The following is a 25,515-nucleotide window of genomic DNA, read 5'->3' on the forward strand; positions in this document are numbered from 1 at the left end:
GCCAACCCCCGCCGTCGGGAGGCGGCCCGTACCCGTCGCCCGGAGGCGGGCCGTACCCCCCTCCGGGCGGACCGAAGCCACCGTCGCCCGGAGGCGGCGGGTCACCCGGCGGAGGGGAGGGCGGCGGCGGTACGGGCGGCATGGCCATACCGTCAAGAGTCGCCTCGAAAGGGTCAGAATGCGACCCCCGTGCGGAAATTGCGACCTCTGTGCGGAAGTTGATGCCGCCGGAGTGAGGACCTCCGGTCAGCCCCGCGCCCCCAGCAGGTGGTCCATGGCCAGCTGGTCGAGGCGCTCGAAGGCCATGCCGCGGTCGGCGGCGGCCGTCACGTCGAAGTCCTCGAAGGCGCTGCGGTCGGCGAGCAGCCCGGAGAGCCCGTCCTCGGCCGTCGGCAGGGACAGCTCGTCCAGGCGGGACGCCCGCAGTGCCTCCTGGACCTCGGGGTCGGCGCGGAAGGCGTCGGCTCGCTCCCGGAGGATGAGGTAGTTGCGCATGCAGCCGGACGCCGACGCCCACACGCCCGCATAATCCTCCGTGCGCGGCGGCTTGAAGTCGAAGTGCCGCGGGCCCTCGTAACCGCCCCTCTCCAGGAGGTCGACCAGCCAGAAGGCGCTGCGCACGTCGCCCGCGCCGAAGCGCAGGTCCTGGTCGTACTTGATGCCGGTCTGGCCGTTGAGGTCGATGTGGAAGAGCTTGCCCGCCCACAGGGCCTGGGCGATGGAGTGCGGGAAGTTGAGGCCGGCCATCTGCTCGTGGCCCACTTCGGGGTTGACGCCGAACAGTTCGGAGCGCTCCAGGCGCTCGATGAAGGCGAGGGCGTGCCCGACGGTGGGCAGCAGGATGTCGCCGCGCGGCTCGTTCGGCTTGGGCTCGATCGCGAAGCGCAGATCGTAGCCCTGCTCCGTGACGTAGTCGCCGAGCAGGTCGAAGGCCTCCTTCATGCGGTCGAGAGCGACGCGCACGTCCTTGGCCCCGCCGGACTCCGCGCCTTCCCTGCCGCCCCACGCGACATAGGTCCGGGCGCCCAGTTCCACCGCGAGGTCGATGTTGCGGATCGTCTTGCGCAGCGCGTAGCGGCGTACGTCCCGGTCGTTGGCGGTGAACCCGCCGTCCTTGAAGACGGGGTGGGTGAAGAGGTTCGTGGTCGCCATCGGCACGACCAGGCCCGTCGCGTCGAGCGCCTGCCGGAATCGCTTGATGTGCGATTCGCGCTCGGTGTCCGAAGCACCGAAGGGGATCAGGTCGTCGTCGTGGAAGGTCACTCCGTAGGCGCCCAGTTCAGCCAGGTGACGCACGGAGTCGGCCGGGTCGATGGCCGCCCTGGTGGCGTCGCCGAACGGGTCCCTTCCCTGCCAGCCGACGGTCCACAGGCCGAAGGTGAACTTGTCCTCAGGAGTGGGCTGGTACGACATGTGCGGCTCCCTGGATGACTGGTGCACGGCTGTGCGGCCGACGCGGGCACGGCTGTGTGCCCGTGGATGTGCGCCTGCCGCGACTATTTCGTCATGGCAGTTAACAAATTAGTATCCGGAGGCATCCCTGGGAAGGTCGGACGGAAAGAAGTCCGGGCGAGCCCGGAAAGAGCCGCGGGAACGGAGACCCCCGATGTCATCAGCGCCAGCAGCCGACGGGCCCCTCGTCGTCGGCGTGGACAGCTCCACGCAGTCCACCAAGGTCCTGGTCGTCGACGCCGCCACGGGCAGGGTGGTGGCAAGCGGTCAGGCCCCGCACAGCGTCAGCTCCGGTGCCGCCCGCGAGAGCGACCCCGAGGAGTGGTGGAACGCCCTGCGCTCGGCGCTCGACCAGTGCGGAGCCGCGGCGCGCGAGGCCGCCGCGGTCTCGGTAGGCGGCCAGCAGCACGGCCTTGTCACCCTGGACGCGAAGTCCAGGCCGGTGCGGCCCGCCCTGCTGTGGAACGACGTGCGCTCGGCGGCGCAGGCCCGCTCGTTGGTGGACCGCCTGGGCGGCCCCAAGGCGTGGGCCGAGCGCGTCGGCAGCGTGCCGGGGCCCTCCTTCACGGTGACCAAGTGGGCCTGGCTCAGCGAGCACGAACCCGAAGCGGCCCGTGCCACCGCGGCCGTGCGTCTCCCCCACGACTACCTCACCGAACGCCTGACGGGATGCGGGACGACCGACCGGGGCGACGTCTCCGGCACGGGATGGTGGGCATCGGGGACGGAGGCGTACGACGAAGAGATCCTGGGACTCGTCGGCCTGGACCCCGATCTGCTGCCGCGAGTGGTCGGCCCCGGCGAGGTCGCGGGCACCGTGCGCGGCGGGGGCGAACTGCCCTTCTCCAAGGGCACGCTGGTAGCCCCGGGCACCGGCGACAACGCCGCGGCCGCGCTCGGACTCGGCCTGCGCCCCGGCACTCCGGTGCTGAGCCTGGGAACGTCGGGCACGGTCTACGCGGTCTCCAGGCGGCGCACCGCGGATCCCACGGGGACGGTGGCGGGCTTCGCCGACGCACGCGGCGAATGGCTGCCCTTGGCCTGCACCCTCAACTGCACGCTGGCCGTGGACCGGGTGGCCGCGCTGCTGAGCCTCGACCGGGAGGCGGTGGAGGCGGGCGGAGCCGTCACCCTGCTGCCCTACCTGGACGGCGAACGCACCCCTGACCTGCCGCACGCCTCGGGGCTGCTGCACGGCCTGCGGCACGACACGACTCCGGGGCAGCTCCTTCAGGCGGCCTACGACGGGGCCGTGCACTCGCTGCTCGGCGCCCTGGACCTGGTCCTGGAAGCGGACGCGGACCGTTCGGCTCCGCTCCTGCTCATCGGCGGCGGGGCCCGGGGCACGGCCTGGCAGGACACCGTACGGCGGCTGTCCGGGCGGGCCGTCCAGGTGCCCGAGGCGAAGGAACTGGTCGCACTCGGCGCCGCCGCACAGGCCGCAGGCCTCCTCACCGGCGAGGATCCCGCGGCCGTCGCGCGGCGCTGGGGCACGGCCGAGGGGCCCGTACTGCCCCCCGTGGAGCGGGACGAACCGACGCTCGCCCGGATCGCCGGGGTAGTCTCCGACGCGGCGCCGCTGCTCGGCGCCACGGGCCAGGAGGGCACACGGCCATGAGGACGGAAGAACAGGGACTGACGGGGGCATGACCGCACCACCGCACGACGCGCGCCGGGGCTCGTCCGGAGCTCCGCTGCCCGACACCCAGCAGGGGATGCGCCGCCGTAATCTCTCGCGCGTCATGCACGCCGTGGCGGCGCACGGGCCGCTGTCCCGTGCCGCCGTGGCCACCCGGATCGGCCTGACGCGAGCCGCCGTCTCCACTCTGGTGGACGAGTTGATCCGCTCCGGGCTCCTGGACGAGCTGGGTCCCGAGCGCCCCGGCAACAGGGTGGGGCGCCCCGGTTCCGCGCTCGCGGTCAGCGGGAGCGGACCGGCCGGCATCGGCGCCGAGGTGGGCGTCGATCATCTCTCGGTGTGCGCGGTCGACCTGCGCGGAGAGGTACGCGCGCGTGCCGTGCGGCAGGGCGACAACCGGGGGCGCGCCCCTGAACCCGTCCTCGGGGAACTCGTCGCGCTGGTGGGGCAGGTGATCGACGAGGCCCGCCGGGCAGGACTGCGCCCGGCGGGGCTGGCCATCGCCGTCCCCGGCCTCGTCGCCCGCGGCACCGGGACGGTCGTCCGGGCTCCCAACCTCGACTGGCAGGACGTCGATCTCGGCGCGCTGCTGCCGGGCAGGCTGCCGCTGACCGTCGACAACGAAGCCAACTTCGGCGCCCTGGCCGAGCTGTGGCTCGGCGACGGGGTGCCGCAGGACTTCCTCCACGTGTCGGCGGAGATCGGCATCGGCGCCGCCCTGGTCGTCGACGGGCGGCTCCTTCGCGGCACCCGGGGCTTCGCGGGCGAGCTGGGGCATGTGCCGGTGTGGCCGGACGGCCCGGCGTGCCCGTGCGGCGGCCTCGGCTGCCTGGAGCAGTACGCGGGCGAGGAGGCGGTGTTGCGCGCGGCGGGCCTCGATCCGGGTGCGGATCGCGTCGGGCTGCTCGCGGAACGTGCCGCACGGGGCGACAAGGACGTACACAGGGCACTCCAGGGTGCCGGGGCCGCCCTGGGCATCGCGCTCACCGGTGCGGTGAATCTGCTCGATCCGCGCTCGGTGGTGCTCGGCGGGGCCCTGTCACGGCTCGCACCCTGGCTGCTGCCGTCCCTGGAGGGCGAGTTGCGGCGCCGCACGGCGGGCACGACCTGCGATGTCGCGGTCTCCGGGCTGGGGTCCGACGGCCCGCTCCTGGGAGCCGCGCACTCGGTCGTACGGGCGGTGCTCGACGATCCAGCGGGGGCGGCCGTCTAGTTGCGGCCGTCTCCCGCGCCCGGCCCCGAGTACGGCTGGGGCTGGTCAGCGCCAGTGGGGCTCGCCGTCGAAATGCACGTCGTACTTGTCGTGCAGTTCGTCCATGCTGTCCCAGCCTGCCTCGCCTCGTGCGATGCGCCCCAGCTGCCGGAAGTACCCGAACCGTTCGATCCCCGGAGTGAGCACGGCGAAGAACTCCGCCGGGCCGTCGGCCGAGGCTCCGAAGGCGTGCACCGTGCCGGGCGGCACCACGACAAGACCGCCCTTGCTGACGGCCGTCACATCGCCGTCGAGCAGGAACTCCATGGTTCCGTCGAGCACATGGAAGAGCTCGGTGGACAGGCGGTGGTGGTGCGGGCGCGTGCCGTCGGCGCCGGCGGGCAGGACGAGCCGGTTGGCGCCCAGCAGCCCGCCGGTCCCCCGGCTGTCCTCCAGCAGCCGGAACCGGCCGCCTCCGGGCAGGGGCACTTCCTCCGCGTCTCGTTCGTGGACGATCAGGGCCTGCGGGTCGCGCTCCATCTCGTACTCCTCCGGTGCCGTGGTGGTCGTGAAGACCAGTCCATCGCGGGAACTCGGCGCGTCCAAGAAGCCGTTCGTGAAGGCAGTGATCACTTGCGCTGATGAATGCGCGAGAAGGCGGATCTGTGTCGAGAGGGCCTGTCTCGGGGAGGGGCGACGGCGGTGGAGCTTCGACAGCTCGAGTACTTCGTGACGGTCGCGGACGAGGGCGGCTTCGGCCGGGCAGCCGGGCGGTTGCACGTCGTGCAGGCCTCGGTGAGCCAGCAGATCGCGCGGCTGGAACGGGAGCTGGGTGTTCGTCTCTTCGACCGGACCACCCGTCGCGTGGGCCTGACTGCTGCCGGGGAGCGGCTGCTGCCGGAGGCGCGGGCGGCCCTGGCTTCCGCCGCGCGCGTGGGTCAGGTGGCCGCCGAGATCGTCTCCGGCGGAGAGGGTGTTCTGCGGCTCGGCACCGCCAGGGCGTTCGCTGAGCGCGTGCATCCGGCTCTCGACGCGCTGGCGGATCAGGCTCCGGGGCTTCGGGTCCGCTTGGTCCAGGACGCCCGTGAGCGGCGTATCGACGCACTACGGAGCGGGGAGTTGGACGCCGCGCTCGTCCGGGGCGCCGGGCCGCTGCCGGGACTGGCCATGGTGCGCGTCTGGGACGATCCGCTGTTCGTCGCGCTGCCCGCGTCGCATCCGCTGGCAGCCCTGCCCCGCCTCGAGCCGGCCGATCTCGCGGGCCTGCCGCTGCGGTTGGCTCCACGGGACCGCAATCCCGCGTTCCACGACCTGGTGACGGGGCTGCTGCGGGCCTCGGACATCGCTGTGCCTCCAGGGCCGCACTTCACCACCTTGCAGGAGACTCTGACGGCGATCGCCGCGGACGCTGCGGGCGGATCAGCGTCCTGGACCGTCTTCGATCTTGTGGGTGAACTGCCCCCGGCCCGCCGTATCGCCTTCCGGCCGCTGCTCGGCGCGCGCTCGCCCGTCAGCCTTGCCGTGCGGGCGGGGCCGCTGTCTCCCGCGACCCGGCAGTTGATCGCGGCTCTGCAGCCCGCGGCTGCGCAACAGACACGCACTCCTCCCCCGTAGGTGACGCGGCTTGAGTCTCCGGTCACGGAGCTTGAGTCTCCGGTCACGGAGCTTGAGTCTCCAGTAGGGGGAGACCTGAAGGTGGGGGCATGAACGGCGACACGCTCTATTCGATCGGTGATCTGGCGCGGCGGACCGGACTGACGGTCAAGACCGTGCGGTTCTACTCCGATGCGGGGATCGTGCCGCCCGCCGACCGCAGCCCGGCCGGCTACCGCCTGTACGGCACCGACGCCGTCGCTCGCCTCGATCTGGTACGCACCCTGCGTGACCTGGGACTTGACCTTCCCACCATCCGGAAGGTCGTGGACCGTGAGGTCTCGCTGCACGAGGTCGCCGCGGCCCACGCGGAGGCCCTGGAGGTGCAGATCCGGGTGCTGCGGCTGCGGCGCGCGGTCCTGACGGCGGTGGCAAGGCGCGGCTCCACCCCTGAGGAGTTGGATCTCATGCACAAGCTGGCCAAGCTCTCCGAAGACGAACGCCAACGTCTGATCGACGACTTCCTGCGCACCGTCTTCGACGGCCTGTACGACCACCCCTCCTTCGCGGCGGTCACCCGCTCCCTGACGCCCGAACTGCCCGACAACCCCGAGACCGAGCAGGTCGAAGCATGGGTGGAGCTGGCCGGGATGCTCCAGGACCCGGGGTTCCGCTCCACCATGCAGGGCATGGCCAGAGACCTGGCGGCCGACCGCGCCCCGGACGACAGCACCGGCCTGCCGCGCGTCCTCGCCGAGGCCCTCCGGGCGCAGGTGGATCCGGCCCTTGCGGCAGGAACCGACCCGACTTCACCCGAAGCCGAGCCCATCGTCACGGCGCTCGCGGGGCACTACGCGCACATCCTCGGCCGCCCCGACGACACCGCGCTGCGCCGCCGCCTGGTGTCCCGCCTGGAAACCATGGACGACCCCCGCAGGGACCGCTACCTCACCCTGCTCTCGGTGATCAACGGCTGGGCCGCACCGGAAAGCCTGGCACCGGTACTCGACTGGGCACTCCGGGCCGTGCGTGCGCGGATGCCGCGGTAGTGGCTGAAGCCGTGGCGCGCCCGTGGATCAAGAACGGCCGCAGTGCAGCGCCGCACTGTGTCGTTCCGGTGAATCGGGTGGCGTCGCCCTCGTGTCGTGCGGGTGGAGTCGCAAGACTGGACGGAGCCGACGGGAGAGGGGACTGCGATGGAGACCGACCGGCATGCTCACGTCCTGAGTGGAACCGGAGACGAAGCCGCGCGCCACTACGAACGGGCGCTCGATGCGCTGCTGTTCTTCCGTGCGGAGGTCGCCGACGAGGCGCAGGCGATGGTGGCGGCCTCTCCGGATTCCGCGATGGCGCACGTCTTCGGCGCCTATCTCGGGCTTCTGGGCACCGAGGAGAAGGAGGCCGCCGAGGCGCGGCGGTCCTTCGGCGCCTTCCGGGGCGCGGTCGATCTTGCCGGGCTCACTCCGCGCGAGAAAATGCATACGGCGGCAGCCGAGGCATGGCTGGACGGGGACATACTGCGTGCGGGCGGGATCCTCGGCGAGATCAGCACCGAGTTCCCCCGCGACGCCCTCGCTCTCGCCGTGGGGCACCAGATCGACTTCTTCACGGGCGACGCCCAGCGGCTGCGCGACCGGATCGGCGGCGCGCTCTCCGCGTGGGACGGCGACGACCCGCATTTCGGTCCGCTGCTGGGGATGTACGCCTTCGGCCTCGAAGAGGCGGGGCACTACGGTCAAGCCGAGGAGATCGGGCTGCGGGCGGTCGAACGGCATCCGCGGGACGTGTGGGGCATCCATGCGGTCGTTCACACGTACGAGATGCGGGGACTCTTCGGCGAGGGGATCCGCTACCTGGACGCGCGGACCGAGGACTGGGCCGAGGGCAACTATCTGTCCGTGCACAACGCGTGGCACTACGCCCTGTACGCGCTGGAGGCGGGGAGCGTCGAGCGGGTCCTCGGCGTCTACGACAGCATGCTGCACAACGAGACATCGCAGCCTGTCGCCATGGAACTGCTCGACGCCTCCGCTCTGTTGTGGCGGCTGCTCCTGGCCGACATTGAGGTCGAGCCCCGCTGGGCGGCGCTCGCCCGGGCGTGGGCGGGGCGCGAGGACGGCGCCTACTACGCCTTCAACGACGTCCATGCCGTGATGGCGTACGCGGGGGCCGGGCGTCTCTCCGATGCCGAACGGCTGGTGAAGGACCGCGAGCAGTGGCTCGATCGAAGCGGCCCCGCCGTGTCGAACCACGCGATGACACGCGAGATCGGCATCCCGGTGTGCCGTGCGCTCATCGCCTACCGGCAACGACGGTACGCCCGTGCGGTCGAATTGCTCGCCCCGATCCGCTACCGCCTCAACTCCTTCGGCGGCAGCCACGCCCAGCGCGACGCCGTCCAGCGCACGCTGGTGGAGGCAGCCATCCGTTCGGGCCGGCACGACCTGGCACGCACCTTGCTCAGCGAACGCATCAACCTGCGTCCCATCTGCCCCTACAACTGGCGGGCCCGCGCCCGGCTGGCCGAGCGGCTCGGTGACGCGGGGCAGGCTGCTACCGCCACGGCCCGCGCCGACGAGCAGGCCGCTGTGGGCGCCGCCGCATTGGGCTGAACCCTCAGCCTCGCCTCGCCACGCATCGCCACGCCGCGCCTCGCCTCGCCTCGCCTCGCCTCGCCTCGCCTGGGACCGTCCCGTCCAGGCCCGTCCCCCTCAAGAGTGACCGCGTTATCCACAGTCACGGTGCTGTACACAGATTCAGATCGGGCTCTTCCGCCTCAACCTGCCTGCGCCGTAACGTAATTGACGCGGGACACCATCGCCCGGACGGCGGTTTCGTGTCCCCGTGGATCGGGGGATTCAGGTGTCGAGGGCAAATGATCCGGGGCTGCCGCGTCGCGGAGCCAACAGGCCGTACGGAGCTGTCCGGCCGTACGGAGTCATACGCCCGCACGGAGTCATCCGGCCGCACGGAGCAATCCGACTGCTCAGAGTCATCCGGCCGTACAAGGCCACCGGCCTTCCCAGCGAGCGAGAGAGCGGAGCAGCCCTGCCATGAGCCAGCCACGCATCCTGACCGTGCGACCCGAACCGGGCCAGTACGCCTGGACGTTCGGCGGTGCGCCTCCCGTGGCACGGATCGCTCCGGGTACGGTCCTGGACCTGTTCACCGAGGACTGCTTCGCGGGCAACGTGCGCTCCGAGAAGGACCTGGTGTCCGAGGTCTGCCAGTTCCCGTACCTGAACCCGCAGACCGGTCCTTTCCACATCGAGGGCGCCGAGCCCGGCGACACGGTCGCCGTGCATTTCGTGTCGATCGAACCGGCCCGCGACTGGGCGGCGTCCACCACGGTCCCGCTCTTCGGGGCCCTCACCTCCACCCACACCACCGCATCGCTCCAGCCACCGCTGCCCGAGACCGTGTGGATATGGCAGCTCGACCGTGACCGGCGCACCGCGCACTTCAGCGCACGTGACGGCGACTTCGGGATCGCACTGCCGATGGACCCCATGCACGGCACGGTCGGCGTCGCCCCGGCCAACCTGGAGGTGCGCTCGGCGCTGGTGCCCGACGCGCACGGCGGCAACATGGACACGCCCGAGATGCGGGCCGGCGTCACCTGCTACCTCGGGGTGAACGTGGAAGGCGCCCTCCTGAGCCTTGGCGACGGGCACGCGCGGCAGGGCGAGGGAGAGACCTGCGGAGTCGCCGTCGAGTGCGCCATGAACACAGTTGTGATCGTCGAACTCCTGAAGGGGATCAGCACGCCCTGGCCGCGCCTGGAGTCCGACACCCACATCATCTCCACCGGCTCGGCACGCCCGCTTGAGGACGCCTTCCGAATATCCCAACTCGATCTGGTGCAGTGGCTGGTGCGCGACTACGGCTTCAGCGAGCTCGACGCCTACCAGTTCGCGACGCAGACCGTCGAGTCGCCGCTCGCCAACGTCTGCGACACCAACTACACCTGCGTGGCCAAGCTCCGCAAAGAGTGGCTGCCCGCACGCGAGACTCACCGAGGGCTGCACGCGCGACTGCGAGAAACGGCGACGCTGCTGCCCCACTGAGAAGTCCAGCTTTCCCCCCACCGAGAGGCAGGACGGCCATGGAACGAGCAAGACGATTCCCCAGCAGGCGCACACTGTTGCAGGGAGCGGCCCTGGCCGCCGTCCCCGCCGCGCTCCTCCCCGCCACCCGCGCCACCGCCCGCCCCCTGGCGGTCGACTACCCCCTGGCCGACTGGGTCCCGGCAAGCACCTCCAACTACACGGCAGCCAACCGCCCCGCCACCTACCCCGTCGACTACGTGATCGTCCACGTCACCCAGGAGACCTACGCCGACACGCTCGCCATCTTCCAGAACTCGGCGAAGAAGGTCTCGGCCCACTACGTGGTGCGCTCCAAGGACGGCCACATCGCCCAGTGCGTCCGCGAGCGCAACGTCGGATGGCACGCGGGGAACTGGGACTACAACACCCGCAGCATCGGTATCGAGCACGAAGGATGGGTGGATCAGCCCGAGTACTTCACCGACGCGATGTACGAACAGTCGGCGCTGCTGACCTCGGCCATCTGCGATACGTACGGCATTCCCAAGGACCGCAAACACATCCTCGGTCACGCCGAAGTACCCGGCGCCGACCACACCGATCCGGGGCCGCACTGGGACTGGACGCGCTACATCCGCCTGGTCAACTCTGCCTGACGCCGCCCGCTCGGGCCCTGGTGCTTGTCGGGGCAGGCTCTGCGGGTGACGATGGCAGCACCGCACCGCCGTCTCGGGAGGCCGAGTTGACCGAACCATGGGTGGCCCTTGAGGCCGGCGCAGATCCTGCCGAACGGGTGCGGATACTGCGGCGTGCCCACGAGAGGTTCACCGAGGCGGGGACGGTCACGCGGCCGGTGCGCTCCGTGGTGGCCGATTCGTGGCGCCGCTCGGCCAGGGCCAGGGTCAGCCCGGAGGACACCGGCGCGGCAGTGGAGCTCACCGACGGTGACCTCGGTGCATACCGGGCCGAGCATCCGCTGGCCGGGGTGATGCCGCTGTTCCGTGAGCTGATGGGCACGTTCGCGATGGACGGCGAGCACCTCCTTGCGGTGTGTGACGCGCACGGCAGGCTGCTCTGGGTCGAGGGTCACTCCGCGACCCGGCAGAAGGCGGGGCGGATGAACTTCGTGCCGGGCGCGCGGTGGGCGGAGTCCGCGATGGGCACGAACGCTCCGGGTACGGCGGTTGCGGTGGACCGACCGGTGCAGGTGTTCGCCGCCGAGCACTTCATCCGGCGCGTCCAGCCGTGGACGTGCGCGGCGGCCCCGGTGCACGATCCCCGTACCGGGCGGCTGCTCGGGGCGGTGGACATCACCGGGGGCGATCGTCTGGCGCATCCGCACAGCCTGGCGTTCGTGCAGGCGGTGGCGCGGGCGGCGGAGTCGCAGCTGGCGTTGCTGGCGCCGCCGGTGCGGGCCGGCGACAGCGTGGGGCTCACCGCGCTCGGCCGGGACGAGGCGCTGCTCCTGACCGGTGGCCGCAAGGTGCGGCTGAGCCGCAGGCACAGCGAGATCCTCCTCCTGCTCGCCCGCCACCCGGAGGGGCTGACCGGCGACGAGCTGCTGTGCGCGCTGTACGAGGACGAGTCGGTGACGCCGGTGACGCTGCGGGTCGAGCTGGCCCGGCTGCGGCGCCTCCTGGGGCCGGAGCTGCTGAGATCGCGCCCGTACCGGCTGTCGGTGCCGGTCGAGTCGGATGTCGACGTCGTCGAACGGCGGCTCGGTTCGGGGGCGGTCGCCGCGGCCGCCGCCGCGTACGCGGGGCCGCTCCTGCCCGCTTCGCAGGCACCTGCCGTGGCGCGGCTACGACGCAGGCTCGCCGATCAGTTGCGGGCGGAGCTGATCGCATGCCGTGATCCGGACCTTCTGACCGACTGGGTGGGCACCCCTTGGGGCGAGGACGATCTGCCGGCGTGGCGTGCGCTGGCGCAGGTGCGGGCGACCCCGTGGGTGCTTGCCCGCCTCCGGGAGCTGGACGCGGAGCTGACCGACGCCGGGTAAGGCGCCCCGAAATCGCGGCCGGTCTTCTGCAACGTACGTGCAACGTCGGCGCTCCTACTCTCCGGGCGAGAGCTGCCCAACGGCGGGCAGCCTTCCCCGGGAGGCCAGCAAGATGACCCGTTACGCAGCGCCCGGCACCGACGGTGCAGTTGTCTCCTACCAGGCCCGCTACGACCACTTCATCGGCGGCGAGTACGTGCCGCCCGCCCGCGGCCAGTACTTCGAGAACCCGAGCCCGGTCAACGGTCAGCCCTTCACCGAGATCGCCCGCGGCACGGCCGAGGACGTGGAGCGTGCCCTGGACGCGGCGCACGCCGCCGCGCCGGCCTGGGGCCGCACGTCCCCGACCGCTCGCGCGGATGTCCTGCGGAAGATCGCCGACCGCATGGAGGCCAACCTCGAACAGCTCGCGGTGGCCGAGAGCTGGGAGAACGGCAAACCGGTCCGCGAGACGCTGGCCGCCGACATCCCGCTCGCCATCGACCACTTCCGCTACTTCGCGGGAGTCCTGCGTGCGCAGGAGGGGTCGCTGAGCGAGGTGGACGAGGACACCGTCGCGTACCACTTCCACGAGCCGCTCGGCGTCGTCGCGCAGATCATCCCGTGGAACTTCCCCATCCTGATGGCGACCTGGAAGCTCGCGCCCGCTCTCGCCGCGGGCAACGCGGTCGTCCTCAAGCCCGCCGAGCAGACCCCGGCCTCCATCCACTACTGGATGAGCCTGGTGTCCGACCTGCTGCCGCCGGGGGTCGTCAACATCCTCAACGGCTTCGGCGTCGAAGCGGGCAAGCCCCTGGCCTCCAGTGCGCGCGTCGCGAAGGTCGCCTTCACCGGGGAGACCACGACGGGGCGGCTGATCATGCAGTACGCCTCGGAGAACATCAAACCGGTGACGCTGGAGCTGGGCGGGAAGTCGCCGAACATCTTCTTCGACGACGTGTGGGCCGCCGACGACGACTTCCGCGACAAGGCGCTCGAGGGCTTCACCATGTTCGCGCTCAACAACGGCGAGGTCTGTACGTGCCCGTCGCGGGCCCTCGTCCAGCAGGGTCAGTACAGCGAGTTCATGGAGGCGGCGGTCGCCCGCACCGAGCAGATCGTGCCCGGCCATCCGCTGGACACCGACACCATGATCGGCGCCCAGGCCTCCAACGACCAGCTGGAGAAGATCCTCTCCTACCTGGACATCGGCCAGCAGGAGGGCGCCAAGGTCCTGACGGGCGGCCAGCGGATCACGTACGACGGCGAGCTGGCCGGGGGCTACTACGTCCAGCCGACGATCTTCGAGGGCGACAACCGCATGCGGATCTTCCAGGAGGAGATCTTCGGCCCCGTCGTCTCGGTCGCGACGTTCAACGACTTCGACGACGCCATCAAGATCGCCAACGACACGCTGTACGGCCTGGGCGCCGGTGTCTGGACGCGCGACATGAACACCGCCTACCGCGCCGGCCGCGCGATCCAGGCGGGCCGAGTCTGGACGAACTGCTACCACGCGTATCCCGCGCACGCCGCGTTCGGCGGCTACAAGCAGTCCGGGATCGGCCGCGAGACGCACAAGATGATGCTGGAGCACTACCAGCAGACCAAGAACATTCTTTGTTCATACAGCCCTCAGAAGCTTGGGTTCTTCTAGAACCTCAAGTTGGGTGCCTGGAAGAAGATTTACCCTTTCAGGCACCCACAGGGCGCAGCCACTATCCGTAACCGTTCAACAACCTTCCGGACCCACTCACCACGAATCTGCGCCCGCCCCGGACCAGCCACGGGCCAGCTGGGGCGCTACATTGCGGCACCCTCAGCGGAGCGAAGCATGCGAGGAAGGGCAGACGACCTCGGGTGACGGGCGTGATCACACGGCAGTGGGCTCTCGGGTGGTCTCAAGGTCGTTGAGTACCGCGAGGACTGGCCCCCAGCACATGCCGACCGTGTCGCGGTCCGGGATAACGCCGCGCTCTCGTTGCTTGCGGAGGTGCACGAAGTTTCGATACTCGCGGACGATCGCCATGAAGTCGTGGGCATCCATCTGGATCCACCCTCGGATGCGCGCGGTTTCCAGCAGCAGGGCGAAGCTGGCTCGTTCAGGGGCAACGCGCCTCTCGCCCTGGGGGAAGCCCCTTTGAAGGCTGGGGTCTCTGTGGGTTAGTACGTCGAGGAGGAGAGCTTCGGTGAAGCTGCCGATGCCGATGAGCGCCATACCGTACGCACCGTGCTGCTCGCAGATCTGCGTTTCGGTGACCCTCTCCATGAGTTGTTGCAGGAACTCCTCGCTGCTGACAAGGGGACGGATTCGCTCTTCCAGGTCCTCGGGAGCGGAGAACAGCGTGCTGTGACCGTCAGTACCGATCTCTCCCAGGACAGGGCGCCCGGCGACGTAGGTGACGGCCACCCGCTCTGCTGCGAGGAGACTGTTCAGCTCTTGGCGGATGAGGTCGGCGGACGACTCGCCGTCGTCGTACTCGAGCGGGTCACAGATGCGGCAAAGCAGTCGACTGACAGCGGCGTGGTCATCGGTACCGGCCATGACGTCCGTGAGCCACGCGATGCGCGGTGAGCCGTCGTAGTCGGGAGGTGATGGCCAGGCTGCGCGTCGCAGGAGTTGTTCCACCTGGTATCCGCGCCGTTCGAAGGGGCCGTCAATGTCGACGATGAGGCGAGCGACGCGCTCAAGGGTCAGGATGTCGAGCTTCTTCATCTGTACGCTTCCTTATCTGCCGGGTTCTGGGCCTGTTCGAAGGCGCGGATGAGACGTTCGGTGATCACGCGACCGCGCCGTTTGAAGCCGAGTTCGGTGAGGGCCTGGCCGACGCGGGTGTCGCGATCGAGCTGGTACCCGTCGCTCAGGAGCCAGTTGGCCAAGGCGAGCAGGTCGGCGTCGCTGTAGTCGGCGGTGCGTCCTCCTTGCGGCACGGTGGGGCGTGCGCCGCGCCCGACTTCCGGAGGCGGAGCCGGCGGGTGGTGAACCGGATCGGGGGTTGGTGCGCGGTCGGCCCGATCTGTGGCATCACGCCAGGTGTCGAGGAGCCGTTCGAGTTCGGCACTTGGATTGGCGAACCAACTGGACGCCCAGATGCGGTGGAAGCGCCATCCCAGGCGTTGCAGGTGTTCTTGACGCAGTCGGTCGCGGTCGCGGGCGCTGGGAGCTCGGTGGTAGCGGTCGCCATCGGTTTCGACGGCAAGAATCATCTGTCCGGGCCGTGTGGGGTGGCCGAGCGCGAAGTCGATTCGGTAGCCGGACACGCCCCATTGCGGAGTGACCGGGACGTCAGCTGCTTCGAGGGCGGCGAGGACCTGTTGCTCGAAACCATTGAGGTTCCAGTCGGTGCGTGCACTGCCGGTGCGCTGGAGGTCTCCTCCGTGAGAGGCGTACTCCAGGAACGCGCGTAGCATTTCGGGGCCGCGGTGGCGGGTGGCCAGGAGCTTGGACGGGTCGAAGTCGTGGTGGGTGAATGAGGTGACGACGGTCATCGACTGGCGGGCGCGGGTGATCGCCACGTTGAGGCGGCGCTCTCCCCCCTCGTTGTTGAGCGGGCCGAAGTTCATGGCCAGGCGTCCGTTGGCGGCTTTCCCGTAGCCGATGCTGAGGATGATGGCGTCTCGTTCATCGCCTTGGACTTGCTCGATCGTTTTGACGAAGAAGCGTTGGCGCGGGCCTGCGTCGGGGCTGAAGTAGTCCTGCAGGTCCGGGTGGTCCTTCAGAGCTTGGGTCAGGCCCAGTTCGATCCGCTCTGCGTGCCGCTGTCCCATGGTGATGACTCCGAGACTCTGGCTCGGTGTGTGGGTGGCGTGTGCCAGAGCGAGGTCGACAACCCGTTGTACTTCTTCGTCGGAGGAGCCGGATTGGCCGGGGCGGACCTGGGCGTCGACGATGTCCAGGCGTAGGGGACTCGCCTGGGTGGTGCCCGGAAAGGTGACGAGTGTGTCGTTGTAGATGGTGTGGTTGGCGAAGGCGATGAGGCGTTCGTCGCGGCTGCGATAGTGCCATTTGAGGGTGTGTACAGGGAGGTGGCTGCACAGCATGTCGAGGAGGGATTCGAAGTCATCTGGTGCGGCGTCGCCGGACTCGTCGTCATCGGAGTCTTCGCCCGCGCCGCTGAGAAGCTTCTGGAAGAAGGTCGTCGGGGGTAGTTGGTGCGGGTCGCCGGCGACAATGACCTGGTGGGCGCGCATGATGGATGTGATGGCGTCCTGCGGAAGGACCTGGCTGGCTTCGTCGAAGATGACGACGTCGAAGAGGCGGGTGGCGGGAAGGACGCGGCTCGCGACGAGTGGGGACATGGCCCAGCACGGTTTGGCGGCCATGAGGACGTCCGGCGCCTTTTCAACCAGTCTACGGACGGACAGGTGTCGGGATTTTCGGTGGGCCTGGGTGCGCACGAGGGTGTTCTGGTCGGGGTGCGTATCGCGGGCTTTCCGCAGGCGGGTGGCGACCTCGTATCGGACGCGAGCCGGGTTGAGGTCTCGATGGGTGCGGTCGAGACGTTGGAACTGCTCGATCGTGTGATCGTGCTCGGTTCCGACGAAGGAGCGTAGGTAGGGGTGCTGCATGTGGGCCTCGTCCAGTACAGAGGCCCACCAGAGGTGGTTCAGGGTTCCGATAGCCCCGTCGGGCGAGGTTCCGGCTTCGGCGAGCTCATCCAGAAAGTGGCCGAGCCCGACCGACTCCAGGCGGTCGGTGAGCTGGTTGAGCTCGGGCATCCGCAACAGCGTCGCGCGGTCCTGGTCAAGTCGCTGGATGAACTGGTCAACCTCGTCGGTGGACGTGTTCTCCCACCCGTCCCAGCGCACGCACAGGGCGATCGCAGCCAGCTGATCACGCACCTGCGTGAAGGAGGCGACAGCGTTGGACAGCCCGGGGACGGCCCACGGGCTGCTGTCATCAGTCGCAGCATGTTCCTGCCACCGGGCCTTCTGATCGGCAGCCTCCGTGAGTGCCGCGTGTAGCAAAGGGCGGGTTCGACAGCCGTCCTTGGCCAGTCCCCGCGCTCTGGCTGTCAGCTTTCGACGTTGCCACCAACCGACCTTCAATGAGCGCTCCTTGCGCCAGGCGGGGTCGACTGTCGCGGCGATCATGTCGTTCAGGCCGGAGTCGAAGACGGCTGCCTCGAAGCGGCTGAGGGTGGTGGTGACGTCGTGAAGCAGAGTGAGGAGGGATTGCCATCCATGGACGTCGTCGGCCGGTCGCAATCCCGCTGCGTTCACGAGCTTCTCGACGGTGCGTCGGGCATCTGTCAAAGCACGGCCGGTGAGTTGGTCGAGGCTGGCTACGACGGAATGCAGTTCGTTGTCGGAACGAACCGGCAGGTGAGACCAGGGGGAGGATCCGCTTCGCACCAGAAGGCCGTTCTTGGCCACAAGGGCGCGCAGGTCGCTTTCGGTTTGGCGGAGCTGCTCTCCGTGGAGGCGGTACAGGTCGCCGCCACGTAGCCGCAGCCGGGTGTGCTGGTCCCGAGGGCTGGCCATGAGGCGTGCGATGAGTTGGTATGGGCTGATCTCCCAAGGCGCCAGAGACTGGTGAAACACCTGGACGTGCCGCAGGGCCTGCTCCCGATGGCCATCAAGGCTTCGGTGGAGACCGTCAGAGCGGGGTGGAGGCTCTTTCCCAGCGCGTTCCAGGGCCTCATACAGCTGCTGGGCGGTCTGGCGGCGGCTGAGCTTGTTGCCATGCAGGTCGAAGACCAGCCCATCGAGATCGACCTCGGCAAGACTGTCGGTCACCGCTTCGATGGCGGCACGCTTCTCGGCGACGAAGAGCGTCCGTTTACCCATTGCCGCGAAGGCGGCGATCAGGTTGGCGATGGTCTGGCTCTTGCCCGTGCCGGGTGGTCCCTCAATGACGAGGTGAGCGCCGGTCAATGCGGCGCTGATGGCCTTCTGTTGAGAGCCGTTGGCGTCCCGTACCAGATACTCCGACCGAGGTGCGGTGGAGTCCGCGCTGGAGGGCACGTGAGAGTCTGCCTCCGCACGCAGAGCGCGTTCGGCCTCCTTGTCCTTAGCAAGGACCGCTACAACCGGGTGGCTCGCCAGCAAGTCGACCGACCCGGCGAGGTCGTTGACCATGGGAAGCCGGTCGAAGCTGAAGACGCCGGCCACCACACGTTCTTCCAGCTCCACACTGAGATGGCTACGCGTGCAAGCCGTCTGCAATACCGCATAGGCGCAACGAGTACGGTCACCAGGATCCGCACACTCCTCGACCGCGTTCGCGATCTTGTCAGAGAGCTCCTCGAGATCGCCATCCAGGCCGTACTGGCGGCTCAGGGCGTAGAGCAGAACCGGATTGATCTCGGCTTCGCTCACTCCTTCGAGGACGAAGTCGCTCTCCGTCGCGGTGCGCGGTTCAATGGTCAGCGGCTGGAGGAGAAGGGGAGCACGCAGGGCTGCAAGCGGACGGCTGCCACGCGTTGTTGGGGGCTCGACACGCACCAGGCCAAGCGCCAGGTGCCCGGCGTCGATGCCTTGTTCCTCCGCCAGTTCGACCATCTTGCGGCGGAGACCACGCGCTCGCGCCCACGCTGTTTTGTGATCATCAGAGGCCGGGAAAAGGCTGGCCAGTCGGGTTGTGCGGCCGTTTAGTAGCGAGGTCAGCGCCGGTGACGCCGCATAGGTGACGTCCAGGGTCGCCCGCTTCGTGTCTTTGAAGTGCAGCAGCGTGTTGTAGGGGCCGAAGTCGATCAGCTCATCGGACCACTGTTGTGCGCAGACCTCCACCGCCCGGCGGCGTGCAGGTCCCACGTGTTCGTCCATGTCTCCCCCTTGGCTGGACTGGACAGCTAGCTCCGACCTTGTAAGGGCCGTGGTCCGCTCTCGGGTCGAGACGAACAGATCAAAGTACGAGTGGAAGGGGTCATGCCACAGGCAAAATTGGGACACGCAGGGGGCGCGTCGGAAGCACATACGGCGCAGATGCGGCGCACTTTCAACGAACAGGCCTCTGCTGGTGTGCACGATGGCCTGGGCTGTGGAGCAAGAGCATTTCGCTCTACTCGCCTACGATCGCGACGTGCCACTGCCGAGTGCCGCTTCTTCACCCTGGGCAATGCTGGCGAAGCCCACAGCAGTCGGCCGAACAGGTCGGTGAGGACCTGAACGTTCATGCCATGGCGTTGGGGTTTTCCGGAGTAGCGCAGGGTGTGTCGGCGGCAATCCGGTCGATCGGCAGCAGGGTGCCGTCCAGGATCACGAACGCTTTCGCCTGTACGGTCTTCATCCCCTCGATCAGGGTCGGCCGGCGGCGGCCACGACGTCGATCACCTCACGTATCTATCGGTACACGGTCGCGACGCCGATGCCGAACCCGGCGGCGAGCCGCGCGTAGGTGTCCACCGCACGTCATCGGCGCGTTGAGGGGGCCACCGCGCCCTGCATGAGTACACGCGGCCATGAGATCGCGCCGCGTCAGTCAGCTACGTGAAGGTGGTGAGTTAACGGCCGGGCCAACGACACGATAGAAACGACACATGTGGAGAGTTACGCGGTGGACCGCTCTGGGAGTCGTCGGCGCAGGACTGGTTGTTGGGGCGCTGGCTGTTGTCTTCACTCCGCTCACCGTGCGGCTGACACGTTGGGTCACGAGCAGCGAATGGCAGTCTCTCGATGGGCCCGCTCGCGCAGCTGCCGTGGGCCAGTTCCGTCTCGCGGTCGTGCAGGTGATTGCCGCGATCGGTGCGGGCATCGCGCTGTCCTATACGGCCCGCACGTTCCGACTCAGTCGCAGGGGCCAGGTTACTGATCGCTTCACCAAAGCCTTGGAGCGCCTGAGTTCAGATGAGCCGTATGTGCGCATCGGCGGCATCCTGGCGATGGAGCAGATCGTTCAAGATGCACCGGAGCAGAGCGGTCATGCCGCGCGAGTGCTCAACTCCTTCGTGCGTAAACACGCGCCAGCCAGCTCGACAGAGGTCCTGGCTGCTTCGCAGTTGCCTGAGCAGCCGAAGGAGGAGGTCCAGGAGGCGTTGCGCGCACTGACAGCTGCAGCCCTACGGCGGGGTCACCATCGGGACCCAGTGGATCTGTCAAACCTGCATCTGAAGGGGGCTCTGCTTCGGGGTGCTCACTTGCGGCAGGCACTGCTGACGGGCACGACCCTCGATACTGCGGATTTGCGAGACGCGGATATCGCGGGAGCCGACCTTAGGGACGCCGACCTCTCACTAGCTGACATGTCCACTGTCCAGGGGGTGTCGGCAGCGCAGATTCTTGAGGCTCGCAAGCTCCGTGGCTGTCGTCTGCCCGAACCGCTCTCTTCGCGCAGCGAAATCAGCGGTCGCGTTAGCGGCACCAGCTGAGGGTGAGTATCGCCTTCGGTAAGCAGTGGACTCAGGCTTCTAGCGTCCAGTCTGCAATTCGTTCCGGTAGGCGGTCCAGGACCTGCGTCTGAGTTGTCAGCTCGCGTAGGTTCTGCCAGAAGCGGTGCCTGATGAGGCGCGGTGTCGTGTTGTGCAGTAGGGCCAGCCGCTGTTCGATCGGGGCGACGACGCCGGGACGCATTGCACCGGTGGCCCGTCGGCTAGCGGGAAAGTCTGTCTCAGGCAGTAGGCGTTGAAGGGGGAACGCCGCGAGAACGTCGTCGGACATGGCAGCGTTCACTGAGAAGTATGCGCCCAGCTCGATTGCTTGTTGCCTCTCCGTAGGGCTTCCCAGAAACCAATGCAAGATGATGCCGGGGTGCGGGCGATCAGTAAGTATGTCTACGAGGCGCCCGGTACGGCCGGTACTGTGAAGAGACAGGAGGACCGGCTCGTCGCGTGCCGCGTCCAGGATCTGTGTGAGTACGGAGCACTGCTGCTCAAGACTGCCACGGCGGTCGAGTCCGACCTCGCCGATGAGGCAGGTCTGCTTCAGTGTGCTGGCGAATTCCTTCGCGTCGAAAGCCTTAAGCGCGGCAGGCACTGCAGGGTGGATGCCCGAGCCCCAGACCATTGTGGTGTCGCGGCGTCGGAGCGCATTGCAGGTCTCGGCAGGCGTGCGAGTGACGGCAAAGACGACGGCCCCTGCCAGCGCATCGATCTGTGGCCTCGTCACATCTGGGGCGATGTGTGCGTGACAGTCCAGTGCGGGAAGTTCATCATCAAGGAAAGGGGACACGGCTCAACTCCTGGAGGCCTCGCTGACACAGATCCACGACGGCGTCGAAGTCGGTCTCAGGTGACAGATCGCCGACAGCAAGAATATCGGTGTCATCGATTCCGGCGAGAATGGCTTGCTGAACGTCGTGGACATCCCGGCGGCGGTTCCTCAGGAGCTTCTGACGTTCAGCGCCCTTAAGGTGATGCACCAGGTAAGTGGTGGAGTCGCGATAGGAGCCTGTGGTGAAGGAGCCGCGGCGCACCAGGCAGGCCACGCACAAGCCGCAGTTCAAGTTGGCGTTGCCGCCCTTGTACCGGGCTCCGTCGAGCTTTCCACAAGACAGTGTCCGAGCGGCGGCGCTGAGAAGAGAGTCGCCGACTCTCTCGTGGGCGCGCGCCAGCAACTCCCCCTTGGTGGCCTGCAGGTATGGATTGGATATCCGGACTGGGATGTCTGCGTCCTTGAGGAGGTTGTTGAGGCGCTCGAAGGTTCCCGGGTGAGTGGACCGTGTGGTCAAGGCACCGCCACGGGCTGTGGTGAGCGGCGGGTTGATGCTGGTGAATCCGTTCTCGGGCACGGTGACCTGTGGGCTTGAAGTGCTAGCGGCAGTGGCGACAGCTAGGGCTGCGAAGAGCAGACTCCTGCTCCGTGAGGTGGAGTCGGCGGGAGTGCCCGTCTGGCAGACCTTCACAGTGAGATGCCGCAGAGAATCAGTTCTCAAGCCGTGCAGCCAGGAGACAGCCCGGGTTTGCGCGGCGCGTACTGCTGTCGCCCCGTCGCAGTGACTCAGATGGAGCCGATCGATGCCATCGTGCAAGTGGTCTGCGGCTCCGCACAGGGAGTCGAGACCGCCGCTGAGGAGCATGACGTCGTCTGCCATGGGCAGAGAAGTCCGTCTCTGGTCCGTTGCGGTTGCGGGGACTGCGTGTAGTTGCCACAGGTCTCCGGTAATCCATTGCAGGAGTTCTTCGATGCGTTGCCCTGGACCAGCGTTCCAAGGCTCAGGGTTCACCGTGTGAACAGTGAGGTCGATAGAGCGGACGAAGGTGTTGGGGCGGCGAACCCGTCGATCGGCGAGATAGGCCGCGACAGCGATACGCACGAGGTCCGCAGCTGCCTCAGGAGGCGCTCCGATCAGGTCCAGGTCCCATCCGAGCGTGCCGGCGACATCGGCAGGACGGTGGTCGTGGTTTCGAGCCCAACGGACTGACGTGGCGGCCTGTTCGTGCTGTTCGGCATCAAGGGGCAGTACTTCGATGATGGCTGTCATGAGCGTCCTGCGCGCAGCAAGCGCAGTGCCTCCCCGGTCACCTTGGCTGCTGTTGCGGAGAAGTCCCGCACGGCCATGCGGCTCGTATCGGGGATGGCCAGATGTTTCAGGCGCCGTTCCAGCCACGAGCGGAGCCAGCGCTGTTTGCGGATAGCTTGCTGGGGCGTCAGGTCCCCCTGGGCTTTCTGCGATCCGAGTTCGACCAGGGAAAGTTCGTAGATCCATTCGACGACGAGCCCTCGCAGCCCGTCCTGCTGGGCGGGGGGCTCGGGATCAAGGATTACGGCCTTGACCCATCTGGTTGCGGCTTTGCGAAGGGCCGTCTCGTCTGGGTGACCGGCGTTGCCCAGTACGGTCTGCAGGATGCGCGAGATCTGAGCGCGTGGGCCGAGGCTCCTCAGTTCAGCAAGGTCGAGGCCGAGTTCCGCCAGACGAGTCGCGTCACCGTTGCGCAGTGCGTATGCGCCGGCAACTGCGGCGGCTCCGCGGGCAGATCCCCTGATCACTTGCCGTCGGGCGTCGCCGGTCGCCCGCCCGGTGGGCGTGCGGGTTCCACCGCCGGCGCCCCCTGCCCCGGCGCCGCCCTGGGTGGAAGTGGCCAACAGCGACGAGAGCGGGTATGCAGTTGCCGGTGGCGCCCCGTGATCGGCGTCCTCGTTTTGAAGAGCCGTAGCCAGGGCGTCAAGGACGTTGTCGAGGGATTGCTGCTGGCCGTCGGGAAGATCGGCCCAGTCGCCCCCTGCGGCTCCGGAGCCGCTCAGGGCGTCGAATGCGTCATGGGCTTGCCTCCAGTCCGCCTTTCCGCTGCCTCCGTAGGACCCCGAGGTACCCATCAGGCTCGCTCCCTGCGCTGGCGTGCGTAGTCCCTTACCGCCGGGTCGACGGCATCGGCCTCGGCCAGGCGTGGAATCAGCGCGACAAGTTCTTCGATGCCGCTGCTCTCCATCTCGACGAGGGCTCCGGGAGTGAGGTACTCGCAGATCTCCCACAGACCGTCCGATACGACGGTGCACAGCTCGGGAGTAGCTTTTGCGATTTCCACCATGGACTCTGCCAGGGGGTCCGTGTCGGTCTCTCGCCGCGCGCGCTGAATCAGCGCGGCGATAACAGCCTGCTGATCGGATAGTGGAGCGGCGAGAACCTGTTGCAGTGCATCCCGCCGGTGGGGCTCAGACTCACTTGCCAACTCCCCCACCCACGAAAGCTGCTGCTGCGTCAAGGATGCCGCAGCTGTGAGGCTGACCAGGGATGCCGCCAGGCTCAGATACGGGCCGATCGGAGCGGTCTCGAGATCGGGCTCAGACGCGGCCCACTCCTTGCTGGCTTCGGTGACATCGTCCGGCTTGTCCTGGTCATCGCCGCGGCCCCAGGCCTGCCAGCGTTTCAGCAGGCTGCTGCGCTGGGTCTCCTGCAGGCTCGCAAGAGTCTCGAAGTCCTTGCTGTGGCTGTCTTCCAGAAGCATGAGCTTGGCGATCACAGAGGGGTCGATATCGATGCCATGACGTTCGGCGATGCGGGTTCGCAAGGCGAAGGCGTTGAGGAATCGCTTAATGCTGCGTGGGCTACCCGAACGGTGTGTAGCCAGACCAGCCGCAAACCGGCTGGCCAGGTTAAGGGTGTTAGCGGGAGGCATCCACGATAGATCCTGCATGTTGGCGAGCACGGGTGAGAGCCCCTGGGCGCGGCGCTTTTGGGCATGCGCGACCAGTTCGGCATAGTGGCCTTCGTCTGCGCATTCGCGCTCGGACAGCAGAAGGGCAGTAAAAGCGGCAGCCTCATCCGTGCTGATACGTGGCAGAGAAAGCGGCAGTTGGACAATCTTCTCAAGGTAACGGAGAGCGAACTGTTCACCCCGCCCTGTGGCGTCGAGACTGACCGCGATGGCATCGCGCACCATCTCTTGGTCGGCAGCCAGAACAAAGGCGATCTTCTCGACGGAAAGGAAGAGCTTGATGGCCTCCAACGTGGCCACTACGGCATCCGGAAGGCATCGGTCGAGGTCATCGACCAACACGACCAACCGCTCGAGCGACTCCGGCCGCTGAAGCAGTTTGGCGAACTCGCTACGGAATCCCGCCAGACTCTTGGCGCTCCCCCTCGCTTGAGGTTTGAAAGCCTCCAGGAGCTCTTCCTTGGTCGACATCGTCTTGCCGCTGGACATGCTGTTACTGACACGCGCCCAACTGATGCGATCTAAAAGCCCGTTGACTGCGTCCTGCAGGCCGTCGTCTGGGTAAGCGGTCAGCAGATCCTGAAGCACCTCACCGACCACAGCGCCACGCACGTCGAACTGGTCGTCAAACTCCCAGGGGTCGAGGCGGATGACCCGGTATCCGGACTGCTCTGTCAATTTGCGCTGAAGCAGCCCAAGAACGGTGGATTTCCCACCGCCCCAGGGTGCGTTGATCCCAATGGTGACGGGGTTCAGCGACGGTGACTGCAGGGCTGCCACCACAGTGTCGACGATCGAGGTGAAACCCAACAGGTCCACCGTCGTCGGGTTGTCGTCCCACAGATGCAACTCGTTCAATGTGCGCCCCCGTACGTCCCCACCCTGCCTACTCCTCGCCAAAGGAGTTGCAAGCCACCGCGCCGCACAGGCAGCGCCCCTGACACATCATATGCACACTATCTTCACTCGTTGCACATATTTCACGACAGCGGCCATGTCTGTTGTACGCACGCCGATGCGAGGGCAGCATTGGTGGAACAGTGACACCTCACAGTCGTGGGTGGGCGCCAGCGGGTGCTTAGGGCTGAGGCTGTAGCCGATGTTGTGGTGGGGGTTCGATTACTCCGAGGGCTGCCGCTGGACGGCCCTCTGGCCGGGGCGAGCGACTCCATCCGCCGAACGTCGCAGTTTCCGCCAACACTTCCTTGGCGGGGCCCGACATCTCACCACCTGGCACAAGCGTCGGAGCAGTACCTGGGCCGCAACCCTCAAGTTCGCAAACGGCATCGCCTCGGACAGCGCGGACGCCTGCAGAGGGTTCCGACAACCTGCGCCGTCCGTACCGCGTGCTCCGCACGCCAACGCCACAGACCACGTATCAAGATTCGGCCTGCTCGCTCCCAACCGCTCGCACTGCAGCCGCAGCATCACCCGAACCGGTGCCGCCAGGCCAAGATCCGGGCCATTTCCGGACCGGTCCCCGACCGAAGGCTGCACCAACTATCATTTGGCCTGGTCAGCGTGGGTACAGCGCCTGTACCACCAGCAGACGAAGAACCTCCTGGTTTCGTACAGCCCGA

Annotated in this window: 18 protein-coding genes and 1 pseudogene; 10 read left to right on the forward strand and 9 right to left on the reverse strand. The window is 67.9% G+C overall.

The features are described from left to right. Positions 1–246: 246 nt before the first annotated feature. The gene (gene xylA, locus ABZ906_RS10200; RefSeq protein ID WP_361379915.1) at positions 247–1,413 is read right to left on the reverse strand and encodes a xylose isomerase; all 1,167 of its coding nucleotides are present in this window, start codon (positions 1,411–1,413) and stop codon (positions 247–249) included. 193 nt (positions 1,414–1,606) lie between these two features. On the opposite strand from xylA, the gene xylB reads away from it, so the two are divergent. Then, positions 1,607–3,070: a xylulokinase gene (gene xylB, locus ABZ906_RS10205; RefSeq protein ID WP_361379918.1), complete on the forward strand. Its 1,464-nt coding sequence runs from the start codon at positions 1,607–1,609 to the stop codon at positions 3,068–3,070. A 28-nt stretch (positions 3,071–3,098) separates the two neighbouring features. Further along, a complete protein-coding gene (locus tag ABZ906_RS10210) occupies positions 3,099–4,304 on the forward strand; it encodes an ROK family transcriptional regulator (protein ID WP_361379921.1) in 1,206 nt (401 codons plus the stop codon). Between the two features lie 45 nt (positions 4,305–4,349). Here the strand turns inward: ABZ906_RS10210 and ABZ906_RS10215 are convergent, their stop codons facing one another. Next, entirely contained in the window at positions 4,350–4,889 is a 540-nt protein-coding gene (locus tag ABZ906_RS10215; RefSeq protein ID WP_361379924.1) for a cupin domain-containing protein, read from the reverse strand. 96 nt (positions 4,890–4,985) lie between these two features. Between ABZ906_RS10215 and ABZ906_RS10220 the strand changes: the two genes are divergently transcribed. The 7 genes from ABZ906_RS10220 to ABZ906_RS10250 all read left to right on the forward strand — a co-directional run bounded on the left by ABZ906_RS10220 (position 4,986) and on the right by ABZ906_RS10250 (position 13,560). Beyond that, positions 4,986–5,897 (forward strand): LysR substrate-binding domain-containing protein, encoded by a 912-nt coding sequence (locus ABZ906_RS10220; protein WP_361379927.1) that lies wholly within the window; start codon positions 4,986–4,988, stop codon positions 5,895–5,897. A gap of 89 nt (positions 5,898–5,986) precedes the next feature. Continuing rightward, the gene (locus ABZ906_RS10225) at positions 5,987–6,925 is read left to right on the forward strand and encodes a MerR family transcriptional regulator (RefSeq protein ID WP_361379930.1); all 939 of its coding nucleotides are present in this window, start codon (positions 5,987–5,989) and stop codon (positions 6,923–6,925) included. A 147-nt stretch (positions 6,926–7,072) separates the two neighbouring features. After that, the gene (locus tag ABZ906_RS10230; protein WP_361379933.1) at positions 7,073–8,488 is read left to right on the forward strand and encodes a tetratricopeptide repeat protein; all 1,416 of its coding nucleotides are present in this window, start codon (positions 7,073–7,075) and stop codon (positions 8,486–8,488) included. A gap of 441 nt (positions 8,489–8,929) precedes the next feature. Then, positions 8,930–9,943, forward strand: a complete 1,014-nt coding sequence (locus ABZ906_RS10235; protein WP_361379936.1) for an acetamidase/formamidase family protein — start codon at positions 8,930–8,932, stop codon at positions 9,941–9,943. A gap of 38 nt (positions 9,944–9,981) precedes the next feature. After that, positions 9,982–10,581, forward strand: coding sequence for an N-acetylmuramoyl-L-alanine amidase (locus ABZ906_RS10240; protein ID WP_361182797.1), 600 nt, complete (start codon positions 9,982–9,984; stop codon positions 10,579–10,581). Positions 10,582–10,667: 86 nt separating this feature from the next. Continuing rightward, the gene (locus tag ABZ906_RS10245) at positions 10,668–11,924 is read left to right on the forward strand and encodes a GAF domain-containing protein (protein ID WP_361379939.1); all 1,257 of its coding nucleotides are present in this window, start codon (positions 10,668–10,670) and stop codon (positions 11,922–11,924) included. A 112-nt stretch (positions 11,925–12,036) separates the two neighbouring features. After that, positions 12,037–13,560, forward strand: coding sequence for an aldehyde dehydrogenase family protein (locus tag ABZ906_RS10250; RefSeq protein ID WP_361379941.1), 1,524 nt, complete (start codon positions 12,037–12,039; stop codon positions 13,558–13,560). 216 nt (positions 13,561–13,776) lie between these two features. Here ABZ906_RS10250 and ABZ906_RS10255 read toward each other — a convergent pair whose 3' ends face one another. The 3 genes and pseudogenes from ABZ906_RS10255 to ABZ906_RS10265 form a co-directional block, all read right to left on the reverse strand. Then, positions 13,777–14,619 carry a hypothetical protein gene (locus ABZ906_RS10255; protein ID WP_361379944.1) on the reverse strand — a complete coding sequence of 281 codons (843 nt, stop codon included), beginning with the start codon at positions 14,617–14,619 and terminating at the stop codon, positions 13,777–13,779. Next, the gene (locus tag ABZ906_RS10260; RefSeq protein ID WP_361379947.1) at positions 14,616–18,671 is read right to left on the reverse strand and encodes an AAA domain-containing protein; all 4,056 of its coding nucleotides are present in this window, start codon (positions 18,669–18,671) and stop codon (positions 14,616–14,618) included. The genes ABZ906_RS10255 and ABZ906_RS10260 overlap by 4 nt, the downstream gene beginning before the upstream one ends. 287 nt (positions 18,672–18,958) lie before the next feature. Then, positions 18,959–19,244, reverse strand: a pseudogene (locus ABZ906_RS10265) (IS5/IS1182 family transposase); the annotation flags it as partial. Positions 19,245–19,543: 299 nt separating this feature from the next. On the opposite strand from ABZ906_RS10265, the gene ABZ906_RS10270 reads away from it, so the two are divergent. After that, complete coding sequence (locus ABZ906_RS10270) at positions 19,544–20,212, forward strand: pentapeptide repeat-containing protein (protein WP_361379950.1); 669 nt, start codon at positions 19,544–19,546, stop codon at positions 20,210–20,212. Positions 20,213–20,243: 31 nt separating this feature from the next. Here the strand turns inward: ABZ906_RS10270 and ABZ906_RS10275 are convergent, their stop codons facing one another. The 4 genes from ABZ906_RS10275 to ABZ906_RS10290 are packed head-to-tail and all read right to left on the reverse strand — an operon-like array spanning position 20,244 to position 24,793. Further along, complete coding sequence (locus tag ABZ906_RS10275) at positions 20,244–21,011, reverse strand: TatD family hydrolase (RefSeq protein WP_361379953.1); 768 nt, start codon at positions 21,009–21,011, stop codon at positions 20,244–20,246. Beyond that, on the reverse strand, positions 20,995–22,263 hold the full coding sequence (locus tag ABZ906_RS10280; RefSeq protein WP_361379956.1) for a hypothetical protein: 1,269 nt from the start codon (positions 22,261–22,263) through the stop codon (positions 20,995–20,997). The genes ABZ906_RS10275 and ABZ906_RS10280 overlap by 17 nt, the downstream gene beginning before the upstream one ends. Beyond that, positions 22,260–23,096, reverse strand: coding sequence for a hypothetical protein (locus tag ABZ906_RS10285; RefSeq protein WP_361379959.1), 837 nt, complete (start codon positions 23,094–23,096; stop codon positions 22,260–22,262). Before ABZ906_RS10285 ends, ABZ906_RS10280 begins: the two co-directional genes overlap by 4 nt. Continuing rightward, positions 23,096–24,793: a P-loop NTPase fold protein gene (locus ABZ906_RS10290; RefSeq protein ID WP_361379963.1), complete on the reverse strand. Its 1,698-nt coding sequence runs from the start codon at positions 24,791–24,793 to the stop codon at positions 23,096–23,098. Before ABZ906_RS10290 ends, ABZ906_RS10285 begins: the two co-directional genes overlap by 1 nt. Between the last annotated feature and the right edge of the window lie 722 nt (positions 24,794–25,515).

The sequence above is a fragment of the Streptomyces sp. NPDC046925 genome (assembly GCF_040644915.1).
Classification (GTDB): domain Bacteria; phylum Actinomycetota; class Actinomycetes; order Streptomycetales; family Streptomycetaceae; genus Streptomyces.